Below are 12,774 nucleotides of genomic sequence, written 5' to 3'. Positions count from 1 at the left end.
ATTGTTATGAAATAAATACAATACTTATGTTTCAAATGATAATTTTAGGGGTTCAATCATGAAAAAAACATTAGTAAGAACAAAGAATAAATTTAAATTATTGTTAGGCACAATTTCATCAACATTTTCACTAACTCTTGCTATATCTTGTACAATGGGATCAAAAAAGCAAGATGATAAAGCTATTATGAACAGAATAGATAGGTCAAAAATAATAGTAATGCCACCTGAAAATCCTAGCGTAATAAATCCTAAAAATATAGATGAAATAACTATTGAAAATAATTCAGAAAGTTTTATAAAACAGGCTGATAAGCATTTTTTGTCATTTGCTCAATTAAAAAATATGACACCTCGTGAAATTCATCAAAAAACTAAAACGTACAATGAAGCAAATAGTGCATTTTTAAAATACTTAAAAGTAAATGCAACAGATTATGTATATGAAAACCAATATGATTTTAGTGCTAGAGAAAACGATAGCAATTATTTTGAACATGTAAAACCATTAGGTGAATATGGTAATGTTGGAGTTTCTAAAGATGAAAGAACAAAGTTTTTTAACCCTAGAGTACCACTATGACACAATTTAAGTCAAAAATATTTAGAAAAATTTAATACTGAAGATGTAAAAGACTTGCATCCTCAATCAATCGATATTGATGATGTTATAAAAATTAATCCATTTGGATTTTTGCCATCAAATTTAAGCCAGATTTTTTACTATGCTAGCTTTGAATCATTAGAAAATTTATTCAATATTAAAAATATTAAAGATATTAAGGCAGTCTTTGATGATATTAATGGCTCATTTGATCTTTTAATCTTTACTGGAGATCATAAATATTATTTACGCATAAAAAATGATGGTAAAGCAAATAAATCATTAAAAAAGAATTCTGATTTTTTCCAATATATTAGTGATCGTAGCATTGAGTTAAATATTAACCAAAAAGTCTGAGTTGATGAATTTGTGGAAGGCACGCAAAGCTGAAACAAAAGGCTTAATTTTGCACGTCACTCAGGTACTGCTTGAGTTATTGATCGTATAAAAAATACTGATCCTGATTCATATGAATTTTTACTAGCAACAAATATTCATGTTTTTAGTTTACGTAAAACCTTTGACAAAAGTTTGCACACTGATGAGAAAAATAATAATTCATTCGAAAGCAAGTGAAATGAGTTTCCTCCCGGCTTTTATGATGGGGTTAATGCAACTGATACTAGTGATAATAGAAGCACTGAGCAATATTTTAAAACTAATAGAATAGTAGAAAATAAAATAGATGATACATTTGGTATTTTTGAATTAAGTAAGCATAAATATAAAAATGACAATAGCAAATATGTTAATGCGTTTGAGGCTTATTCACAGTACTTAAATGCTCCTTACTATGTGCCAAGATATGAAACAGAAACATATATTAAAGGAGAAAAAATCGACCTTAATACCGCTCCTGGAAATAATACAAAATTCACTATTAAAAACTCTGGTGCTGATTTTGTAACACTTAGATTCAAAATTAAAAAGGACAAGCTTAAAGATGCACTGCCTAAGCTTAGTGAAATAATTGATACTGAAGCTGAAAAAGACTGGTACATAAACTTTAAAAAAGATAAATTTAGTCCGCTATCAACACACTTTTATGCTGGTTATTCTAGATTCTGAGATCCATTTGTTTCTTCATCTCCTGCACAATTTAGGGGCATTAAGTCAACTGGTGGATTAATTTCTGCACAAAGAAGAATTATTGATGAACATGTCTTCAGAGATGTTTGACTAAAGTATGATTCTAAGTTAAATAAAGAATATAACTCGCTTAATGATCATTATAAAAAGTATGAAAAGCCATTTCTTAAAAATAATAATGAACACGGTATGCCATTAACCATAGCTGATCAGTTTTCAACTTTATATACTGATATTCCTTTTGGAGAACTTAATCTAGAAGAAGGAGCTTCAGGCTCTATGGTAATTGATTCATCATTTAATGTTATTGGTATTCTTAAGACATCAATTGAAGATATTCCAGGCAGCAAGACAACATATTTACCACTTTCAAATGGAATATATGAAAGAGTATTACGTAAAAGAACTAATGGTGTTGTGCTTTTCCAAAGTTTAAGTGATGATTATAATACTAAAGATAATAAGCCACCCCATATTTTTGATGGCTTAATTGATAAACTTAAAGCAGATAAATTAGAAACAGTTAAGTTTAATCCTAAAAGTGAATAGAAAATATGCATCATTACTGATGCATTTTTGTTATTTGTTGATTTCATAATTTGATTTATAAGGCTGTTTTACAGCATTTTTGGCACTTTGCAAGCATAAATGACCTGTAGCAAATTATTTGTAACTAAGTCATTTTTTAATAAAATAAAATTAACAAGCAAAATAAAATTATCAAGAGGCTATATGAAAAAACTTATTGTAATAACAGGCGCTAATTCAGGCATTGGACTAGCTACAGCGAAATTATTTGCTTCTAAAGGCTATTCGCTACTTTTAATTGACAAAAATACTAATGTGTTAGAAACACTTGAATTCAAAAACTGCTTAATTAAAAAGGTAGATGTAAGAGATTTTGAATCTTTAAGTAATGCTGTTAGAGAAGCCGAATCTAAATTTGACTTAGTTGACTTAATGCTTAATAATGCTGGAATTATGCCTTTAGATAAATATTATGAACAATCATTGCAAGATAAATATGATATTTTAGACACTAACATAAAAGGCGTAATTAATGGCATGGACGCTGTGTTGCCTTCAATGATTAAAGCTAACAGAGGCACAATAATTAATATTAGTAGTACAGCCGGAAGATTTACTTATGAAGACCACTCAGTTTATAATGGCTCAAAATTTGCAGTTAATGCTATAACTCAGCAGGCTAGAAGAGAATTAGCACACACTAATATTAGATTTTCATTGATTGAGCCTGCTATTGTTAACACAAATTTATTAAGCACTGTTACAAATAAAAAAATTAAAGACGAGTATTTAAAATTTCAGCAAAGCATTGATAATGGCTTAAAACCAGAATCAATAGCGCAAACTATTTTATATATTTATGAACTGCCACAAGATGTGACAATAAAAGAGATTCTAATCTCACACACTAATGAATCGGAAGTGTAGTAACTACACTTTTTATTTTTTTATGTAGACAAAAAATATATAAAGTTAGCTAATGTTTAAGATTTCTTCATATTTTTAACATTAGCTTAGAAACCTGTTTTATAGTATTATAAGGTAAATATGAAAGCATAGTTAATGTCTTATTAACTTAATATTATGCTCAGACACTTAACTAAATAACACTTATCATTAAACTTAAACTTAAACTAAGTTATTAAAAACCTTTGTTTTTAATATATAATTTAAAATTAATTTTATAGATAGTTATAAGGCGGAATAATTAATGGCATTACTTGGAAATGAAAAGATTTATTTATCTGAAGAAACATATAACAAATATAAAAATGAATATACTGAATTAGTAACTGTTGAACGTCCAGCAGTGCAAGCATCATTAAAAGAAGCTAGAGCTCAAGGTGACTTGTCTGAAAACGCTGAATACGATGCAGCTCGTGATCGTCAAAGCGAAGTTGAAAGAAGAATTCTTGAATTAGAACGTATCTTAGAAAACGCTGAAATAATTGATACAAAAAGTGCTGTTCAAAATAAAGCTGGAATTGGTGCAACTGTTAGATATTTAAATATGAAAACAAATAAGGAATTAGTTGTCACAATAATGGGGCCTCATGATAGCAACCCTATTGAAAATAAAATTAGTAACGAATCACCTGTTGCACAAGCAATTATGGAAGCTAATGGAATTGGTGATGTTGTTGAAGTTGAAGTTCCTCAAAAATACAACATTAAAGTTCTAGATATTAGCTATGCAAAATAATATTGACAAAAGAGTTCTTAAAGTTATTTATTCTAAAGAGGAATTAGAAAAAAGAATATCAGAATTAGCATTATGAGTTAATGAAACTTATGCAAATACTGAAGGATTAATAATAGTTGGCTTGCTAAAAGGCTGTGTTCCTTTTTTGGCGCAATTAATTAAGGATGTAACTGTTGATCATAAACTAGATTTTATGATAGCTTCTAGCTATGCTGGTGGTTCTAAGTCGCTAGGAAGCGTTAAGATAATCATGGACATGGCCGAAGAAATTTCTGGCAAAGATGTTTTAATTGTTGAAGATGTTATTGATTCAGGCATAACTTTAAATAAAGTTAAAGAAATTTTAGAAACAAGAAATCCTAAATCAATAAGAATTTTGACTTTATTAGATAAGCCATATCGCAGGAAAGTTGCACTAAATGCTGATAAATTTGGCTTCCATGCTCCTGATGAATTTTTGGTAGGATTTGGCTTAGACTATCAAGAAGAAATGAGAAACCTGCCTTATATTGGAATTTTTAACAAAGAGTATTTATAATAATAAATTAAAAAAACAGCAGAATTTTTAACTGCTGTTTTTTGCTTTTTAGCCTGTTTTATAGGCTTATAAAGTACTTAAATTTTTAAAGAAAAATGCCAAAAAGGCATTTTAACTAATTCTTACTTCGCTATCAGCTTGATTATCTATGTTCATATTAGCTTTATGTTTAGAAAATTTATTCAATTCAACTAAGAACATAATTATGCCAACAAGTCCTACTATACTAATTACAGTACCAACAATAAATAAAACTAGGTATTTTTGGTTTGGAGCAATTATTGCGGCTAAAATTATAAGAACTATCATTGCAATATTAATTGGAACTACAAGTAGATAAATAAGTAAGTATGCAAAGAATGCAGAGAAGCAGTATCCGATGTTGATTTATTTAAAAAATCATTAAGATTTAAATTTTTTGGATCAATTGTAGTAGTTGAAGTTGTAACTGAATTTTTAATACTATATTGTCATACCATTAACAAAATAAATGCTAAAAGGAAAACAACTACGTTAGCGCCTCACAAAGATAAGTAAGACACTGACAGCTTCTTGAGTTTAGTTAAATCTTTTTTGTTTTCAAAATTCATCATAGCAAAATTATATATATATTTTTTATTCCAGCCAAAGATATGAAAATTAATTGCGAATGTCAAAAAAATATAATAAAAAAGCCTGTTTTACAGGCCTATTGGTATTAATAATATATGGCGGGAGTTAAAGGAATCGAACCCTTGCAAGCAGTTTTGGAGACTGCAGTACTACCATTATACTAAACTCCCATAAGTAAGATTTTACTTACCAAATTTAAAGTGGCAAACATCTCCATCTTGCATAACGTAGTTTTTGCCTTCGCTTCTAACTTTGCCGGCATTACGGGCACCTTGTTCACCATTGTATTGTATATAATTTTCATAACTTATAATGTCTGCTTTAATGAATTTTTTCTCAAAATCACTATGAATAAGCCCTGCACATTGTGGTGCCATCATGCCATCTTTAAATGTTCAGGCCTTAACTTCCATTGGTCCTGCTGTAAAATAAGTCTTTAATTTTAATAAGTCAAAAGATTCTTTAGTTAAAATATCTAACCCACTTAGGCTAATGTTGTATGAGCTTAGTCACTCATTTGCTTCAGCTTCATCAACTTGTGCAAGTTCTGATTCTAATTGCACAGATATAGGAATAATTTTTTCATCTTTTGCTAATGAGTTTTTTAGCTCATTAAATAATTTATCATTAGCATAATTACTTATTTGTTCAGTTGATAAATTTGCTACATAAATAACTGGTTTAGCAGTTAATAAATGGTAAGTTTTAATAAGTTTAGCTTCTTCATCAGAAAGAGATTGTAGCAACGATCTTACAGGCATTTCTTTTTCTAATGTTTGCTTAATTTTTTGTGCCAAATTGTATTCTAAAAGTGCAGATTTATCACCAGCTTTTGCTTTCTTACTAATTCTGTTGATTACATTGCTAACAGTTTCAATATCAGCTAGCATAAGTTCATAATTTATAACATTTTTGTCATTTACTGGATTAATTTCATTAGCTACATGCATAATGTCTTTGTTTTCAAAACATCTAACCACATGAATAATTGCATCTACTTCTCTTATGTTAGAAAGAAACTTGTTGCCTAACCCTTCGCCTTTAGAAGCACCCTTAACTAGTCCAGCAATGTCAACAAAGTCAAAAGTTGCAGGGACTATTTTTGCAGGATTAACAATTTTAGCTAGCTCAATTAATCTTTGATCTTTAAGCGCAACACTACTTATATTTGGATCAATAGTTGTAAAAGCATAATTCGAAGCCTCTACTTGATGTTTTGTAAGAGCACTAAATAGTGTACTTTTTCCAACATTTGGAAGACCAACAATTCCTGCTTTTAATCCCATGATTATAACTCTCCATTTTAATATATAGCTGTTTTATAGTATTATTAGTAATCAACTATCTGCACCATAATTTTATTTATTTCTTTATTTCTTAATTTAAAATCATACATTATAAGTGAGCCAGTTTCATAAAATTTGTCACTATGATTAGGATGAAACTCATGTATTAATTCATGCAAAACAACAGCTTCAATTAATCTAATTGGCATTGCTATCATTTTAACATCATATGTTATTTTACTCAATCTTTTGCCTTTTTTTATATTTGTTCCCCAAGCACCTTTTTTTAAATTGATTTTAAATGCAGGATTTACTAATGGCAATCCCGCTTTGGTTATTTTTTCTACTAATTCTGTTTGTTTCTTAGTAACAAGATTTTCTAAAATTCTAGACAATATGTAAATGAATATTTTTCTTCGTTTTTCAGCTTCAGTTTTAACTATTTCATTGCAATAAATTTGCAATTTTGATTGCTCAATGTCGAAATTATAGGTATAACTAGAACGATTATGATATTTTCACTCTAAGTCAACTAATTTATCAAACAGTGTAATTTTATGATTATCTGCACTATAGCTTAAATAAATTTGCTTATATTTTGTATTGTCACTTATTTTCTCTTTTTTACTTTTATGCCTGTTTAATAGCTTAAAAAGTAAATTATCTAATTGGAAATTGTGCCAGTTTTCCATCGTGAAATCTTCAAATGGTGCACTCAAAACTACTTTATTTTCACTAGCATAAAGCGTGAGTTTGAGATGTTTTGATTTAGCACTATGTTTATAAAAAACTGTAAATGTTTTTGAATTAAATAAAACAGTTTTAAGCTCTGTCAAAGTATTGGTTTTCATTATTTTGTGCAATTATTTGGTTAAATTTAAAATTATCATTTTCAGATTGAGCTCTATTTTTGGCAGTTGCTTCTATTACAGCATTTACCTTAACAGGCTCTAAATCAGGATCATTAGTCATATACATCTCAACTTCTTCTAAAAGTAAATCAACATTACTCATAGAAGCTATTATTGTTGATGGTTCCTGTTTATCAATATCCACAGTGGCTGAATCAGGAAAAATAATTAATGAAAAAATTGGAACATTTGTTTTACACATATTAATAAAATGTCTTATGTGTCTATAGTTTTGATTAAAAGGATTTTTAACTTTTATTTCCTTCCTATCATCTCTTAAGAGTAAATAATCATCAAAAAATCCACCATGTAAGTAGCCAATATAACGTTTTGCTTCGATTATATAAACTGCTTTAGAAGTTATTAAAATCCCATCTAGTTCAAAATAGTTGTTTTCAGCATACTTAAAAAGGCCACCATCTAAAAATTTGTATTTTTTTTGCTCGGCAATTAAAGACAATTTTTCTTTAATTGTGTCTTCAAAAATCTTACCTTTAGTCTTAGTTTGAGTTGTTTTTTTGCTAGTTCTAACTATAAAGAATGTGCCGAGTAAAATGGCAATGGTAACTAGAACTATTGCTAATATAATTCCAATCATATTTTCCTTTTATTCCTATAAATTAAGGATTTTCTTCAAATATTGGCCTGTGTAGCTCTTTTCAATTTTAGCAACTTGTTCAGGGGTTCCAGTAGCTATGACCATGCCACCATTTTTTCCACCATCTGGCCCAAGATCAATAATATGATCACAGTTTTTAATAACATCAAGATTGTGCTCAATTACCACAACAGTATCGCCGTTGTCGACAATTTTATTAAGCACACTAAGCAAGTTAGCGACGTCATATGAGTGCAGTCCTGTTGTAGGTTCGTCTAAAACATAAATAGTTTTGCCAGTAGGAGGTTTTTGTAAATATGTAGCAAGTTTAACTCTCTGCGCTTCGCCACCACTTAGTGTTGTTGATGGCTGACCTAGTTTTATGTAATTTAGTCCAACATCGCTTAAAGTTTGCAATTTATTTTTGATATTAGCACGCGCTTCAAAAAATTCTAAAGCATCTTCAACTGTCATATCTAAAACATCAGCTATATTTTTGCCTCTGTATTTTATTTCTAGCGTCTCTCTGTTATATCTTTTGCCTTCACACTCATCACAAGGCACATAAACATCAGGCAAAAAGTGCATTTCTATTCTTAAATATCCATCACCCGAGCACTTTTCACACCTTCCGCCAGGGACATTAAAGCTAAATCTTCCTTTAGCATAGCCTCTTGCTTTTGATTCTTCAACTGAAGCAAATATATCTCTAATATCATCAAAAACTGAAGTATAAGTAGCAGGATTACTTCTAGGAGTTCTGCCAATAGGGCTTTGATTAACTGCAACAACTTTATCAATGTTAAATGAGCCACTAAATGAAGTGAACTTCCCCACTTTTTCAGTTTGCGTTTTTGATAAATACTTAGTTAGTCCTTTGACCAAAATTTCATTAACTAAGCTACTTTTGCCGCTTCCTGAAACACCTGTTACGCCAATAAACTTGCCAAGCGGAAACTTAACATTAATATTTTTTAAATTATTTTCGCTAGCACCATTAATTACTAAAACTTTACCATTTCCACTTCTTCTAAAAGCAGGGATATTTATTTTTCTTTTTCCACTTAAATAATTACCAGTTAATGACTCTTCGCAATTTTTTATATCATCAAGAGAGCCTTGCACAACTACCTTACCGCCATGCACACCTGCATATGGTCCAATGTCAACTATATAATCAGCGCTTTTGATAGTGTCTTCATCATGTTCAACAACAATCAAAGTGTTGCCTAAATTAACCATATTTTTTAGCGTCTGAATAAGTTTTTCATTATCTTTTTGGTGAAGTCCAATTGATGGCTCATCTAAAACATATAAAACTCCAGTTAAATTTGAACCAATTTGTGTAGCTAGCTTTATTCTTTGGCTTTCACCGCCACTTAATGTTTCAGCGTTACGATTAAGAGTTAGGTAGCCTAAACCAACATTTTTTAAAAAATGTAAACGGTTATATAGCTCATTTAAAATAAGTTGTGAAATATATGTTTCTTCGCTATTAAGTTTTAGATTTTCTAACGCTTCTAGAACATCCTCAACACTCATTCTTGTAAAATCATCAATGTTGTAATCATTTACCTTTATGCTAAGTGCATATTTATTTAATCTTGAGCCTTTACATTTTTCACATGTAAACGACCCCATATATTTTTTAAGTCAGTCTCTAATTCTTTCACTGGAAGTATTAAAGTAATCATTTTCAATTTTTTCTAAAATTCCAGGAATATGTCTGTTTCTTCTAGTTTTATTACCACTTGAAGAAACCAAAACATATTCAATGTCTTCTTTTGAGCCATATTTTATGATATCAATTTCTTCTTTAGAAAGCTGATCAATTGGTGTGTTTTTGTCTATTTCATAGGTGTTTAGGAGAATATCAAATTCTTGTCATTCTAAATTTTGACTATTAACTATGTTGGCAAAAATCTTAATAGCACCATCATTAATAGTTCTTCATTTTTCAGGCACCAAGGCATCAAAATCAGCTCTTAAATTAACTCCTAATCCTTTGCACAGCTCGCATGAACCAAAAGGAGCGTTGAATGAAAAGAGTTTAGTATCAATTTTAGGCATATCAAAATCTTTGTAAATACATGAGTGTAATTTAGAAAATTTTTTAACTTCACCTTCAGTTGTTTCGACTTTTAATAAACCTTTTGAATAGTCTAAAGCGACACTAATTGCTTCAGAAATTCTATTTTGATTTTCTTCATTAAGCACAACTCTATCAACAACAATATCAATGTAATGTTTTATGTTTTTTTCTAATTTAATTTCATCATCTAACGAATAAATTTGGCCATCAACTTGCACACGCAAAAAGCCTTCTTTTTTCAGTTTTTCAAAAAGGTTTGCATGTGTGCCTTTTTCGCCATCTACAATTGGCGAAAGTATGTATAAACGAGTTTGATCAGGAAATTCATAAATACTTTTTAAAATATCATTATTGGTTTGCGTAGTGATAGGAATTTTGTGATTAGGACAATAAGGCTTACCAATACGAGCAAATAGGAGTCTAAAATAATCATAAATTTCAGTTACAGTGCCAACAGTTGATCTAGGGTTATTGTGGGTTGTTTTTTGTTCAATCGAAATAGAAGGACTAAGTCCTTCAATTGAATCAACATTAGGCTTGTTAGTTCCGCCTAAAAACAAACGTGCATAATTGCTTAAACTATCAACATATCTACGACGGCCTTCTTCATAAATTGTGTTAAAGGCCAAACTACTTTTACCACTGCCTGATAGGCCTGTAAAGACAATTAATTTATTTTTAGGTATTGTCAAATCAATGTTTTTTAAATTATTTTCTTTAGCACCATGAATAATAATTTGATCTCTTGCACTCATTTTAGCCCTCCTTATTTGAACTGCTATTGCCTTCGCGCAATTCAATAATGATATCCCTTATTTCCATTGCTCTTTCGTAATCTAATTCTTTTGCCGCTTGTTCCATTTGCTTTCTTAATTTCTCAATCAATTCATCTTTAGATAGCTTACCATCTTGGTTTTTAGAGCTAGAGTTTTTGAAATAAAATGAAATAGCATCAGCCATTTTTTCATTATGAATTGGTTCTGGTATTGGTTTAATAATTGTTTTAGGAACAATGTTATGCTTTCTGTTATATTCTTCCTGGATTTGACGAATCTCGCTGTTTTGTAGTATTGTTTCTTGCATACTCTTTGAAACTGAATCGGCATAAAATATGACTCTACCATTACTGTTTCTAGCAGCTCTACCTGTTATCTGAATTAAACTTCTAGTTGAACGGAAGAAGCTTTCATTATCAGCATCAAGCACCATAATTAAGCTCACTTCTGGTAAATCAATCCCTTCACGAAGCAAGTTAATTCCAACAACACAGTCATAAATGCCTTTTCTAAGTTTTCTTAAGATTTCATTTCTTTCAAAAGTTTTATGCTCACTATGAATATAAGCAATTTTTTCATTTTTTTCCATGAAATATCTAGTTAATTCTTCAGCTAATGACTTCGTTGTCGTTAGGATTAATGTTCTTTCGCCTTTTTCTTTTTGCTTTTGCAATTCATCATAAATATTTTCAATTTGACCCTTAGCAGGCCTTATTTCAATAGATGGATTTAATAATCCAGTTGGCCGCACAAATAATGTAGTAACTACGCCATGAGTTTTATCTAATTCATATTCATCAGGAGTAGCTGAAATATATATTTTTTGAAAATCAAAACTGTTTTCAAACTCTTCAAATGTTAATGGCCTATTATCCAAAGCACTTGGCAGTCTAAAACCATAGTCAACTAAAGTTTGTTTACGTGATCTATCACCTTTAAACATAGCTCTTAATTGTGGCATCATCATATGTGATTCATCGATAAAAACAATAGGATTTTTGTCATGAAAGTAGTCTAATAAAGTATAAGGCCTTTGACCAAAAGTCCTGTTATCAAGGTACATAGAGTAATTTTCAATTCCTGGACATGTTCCAAATTCAGCTAGCGAATCAAGGTCTCTTTCGACTCTTTCTTTTATTCTTTGCGCTTCTAGTAGTCTATTGTTTTTTTCAAAATAAGCAATTCTTTCTTCTAATTCAATTTTAGCTAACTCAACAGTTTGCTTAAGTATGTCATTATTAACTGTATAAGCATCACCAGGGAAAAGCAAAAACTCGTCATAGCTAGCAAAAACTTCTTTAGTTATAGGATGCATTGTCTTAATTGATTCAATTTCGTCACCAAAAAAGTCAACTCTGATCATGAATGAATTATCATAAACAGGCTGAATCAAAACTAAATCACCTTTAACTGCAAACGAACCTAGCTCAGAGTTAACATCATTACGAAAGTAATTTCTTTTTATAAGAGAACGAATAAAATCATTACGTGAAATTTTTTGACCTTTATGAATTGTCATGAAGTTATTTTCATATTCATAAGGATTTAAAGCACCATAAATAGCTGAAACAGAAGCTACAACAATAGTATCATTACGACTTAAAATAGAGTTAACTGCACTCATACGCATAGAATCTATTTCAGCATTGCGCTTGCTAGTTTTGTCGATGTATGAATCACTAGATGGAATATATGCTTCAGGACGGTAATAGTCAAAATATGAAACAAAGTACTCAACTTTGTTTTCAGGGAAAAAACCTTTTAATTCAGTATAAAGTTGACTTGCTAGTGTTTTATTGTGCGATAAAACTAAAACAGGACGGTTAAATTGATTAATGACATTTGCAATTGTAAATGTCTTTCCACTTCCTGTTACACCTTGTAATACTTGTTCTTTGACATTATTTTTAATGCCTTCTACTAATTCATTAATCGCTTTAGGTTGATCGCCTGCTGGAGAATAAGATGAGTGCAATTTGAAACTGTACATATTAATTAATTATAATGTTTTAAAATTTTTATTATGATCAATAATTCT

At 29.9% G+C, this 12,774-nt stretch carries 10 protein-coding genes and 1 tRNA gene; 4 read left to right on the top strand and 7 right to left on the bottom strand.

The features are described from left to right. Positions 1-58 precede the first annotated feature (58 nt). From MAGB_RS00230 to hpt, 4 genes are all read left to right on the top strand, one after another. The gene (locus tag MAGB_RS00230; protein WP_004023821.1) at positions 59-2,242 is read left to right on the top strand and encodes an MAG2960 family serine endopeptidase lipoprotein; all 2,184 of its coding nucleotides are present in this window, start codon (positions 59-61) and stop codon (positions 2,240-2,242) included. 183 nt (positions 2,243-2,425) lie between these two features. Next, positions 2,426-3,148, top strand: a complete 723-nt coding sequence (locus MAGB_RS00225; protein ID WP_004023820.1) for an SDR family oxidoreductase — start codon at positions 2,426-2,428, stop codon at positions 3,146-3,148. 283 nt (positions 3,149-3,431) lie between these two features. Next, a complete protein-coding gene (greA, locus tag MAGB_RS00220) occupies positions 3,432-3,923 on the top strand; it encodes a transcription elongation factor GreA (RefSeq protein WP_004023819.1) in 492 nt (163 codons plus the stop codon). Continuing rightward, positions 3,913-4,461 (top strand): hypoxanthine phosphoribosyltransferase, encoded by a 549-nt coding sequence (gene hpt, locus MAGB_RS00215; protein WP_004023818.1) that lies wholly within the window; start codon positions 3,913-3,915, stop codon positions 4,459-4,461. The genes greA and hpt overlap by 11 nt, the downstream gene beginning before the upstream one ends. Positions 4,462-4,572: 111 nt before the next feature. Here hpt and MAGB_RS04405 read toward each other — a convergent pair whose 3' ends face one another. The 7 genes from MAGB_RS04405 to uvrB all read right to left on the bottom strand — a co-directional run bounded on the left by MAGB_RS04405 (position 4,573) and on the right by uvrB (position 12,726). Then, complete coding sequence (locus MAGB_RS04405; RefSeq protein WP_235750712.1) at positions 4,573-4,770, bottom strand: hypothetical protein; 198 nt, start codon at positions 4,768-4,770, stop codon at positions 4,573-4,575. 399 nt (positions 4,771-5,169) lie between these two features. Further along, positions 5,170-5,243, bottom strand: a tRNA-Trp gene (locus MAGB_RS00205). A gap of 12 nt (positions 5,244-5,255) precedes the next feature. Then, positions 5,256-6,359, bottom strand: coding sequence for a redox-regulated ATPase YchF (ychF, locus tag MAGB_RS00200; RefSeq protein WP_004023817.1), 1,104 nt, complete (start codon positions 6,357-6,359; stop codon positions 5,256-5,258). Between the two features lie 44 nt (positions 6,360-6,403). After that, positions 6,404-7,210, bottom strand: a complete 807-nt coding sequence (locus tag MAGB_RS00195) for a YgjP-like metallopeptidase domain-containing protein (protein WP_004023816.1) — start codon at positions 7,208-7,210, stop codon at positions 6,404-6,406. Next, on the bottom strand, positions 7,182-7,868 hold the full coding sequence (locus MAGB_RS00190; RefSeq protein WP_004023815.1) for a nuclease-related domain-containing protein: 687 nt from the start codon (positions 7,866-7,868) through the stop codon (positions 7,182-7,184). Before MAGB_RS00190 ends, MAGB_RS00195 begins: the two co-directional genes overlap by 29 nt. Before the next feature lie 15 nt (positions 7,869-7,883). Continuing rightward, the gene (gene uvrA, locus MAGB_RS00185; protein WP_004023814.1) at positions 7,884-10,715 is read right to left on the bottom strand and encodes an excinuclease ABC subunit UvrA; all 2,832 of its coding nucleotides are present in this window, start codon (positions 10,713-10,715) and stop codon (positions 7,884-7,886) included. A gap of 1 nt (position 10,716) precedes the next feature. After that, a complete protein-coding gene (uvrB, locus tag MAGB_RS00180; protein WP_004023813.1) occupies positions 10,717-12,726 on the bottom strand; it encodes an excinuclease ABC subunit UvrB in 2,010 nt (669 codons plus the stop codon). Positions 12,727-12,774: the final 48 nt, after the last annotated feature.

Origin of the sequence: Mycoplasmopsis agalactiae 14628 (assembly GCF_000266865.1) — a bacterium.
Lineage (GTDB): Bacteria > Bacillota_I > Bacilli_A > Mycoplasmatales > Metamycoplasmataceae > Mycoplasmopsis > Mycoplasmopsis agalactiae_A.
This window is presented reverse-complemented; position numbering and strand designations above follow the sequence as displayed.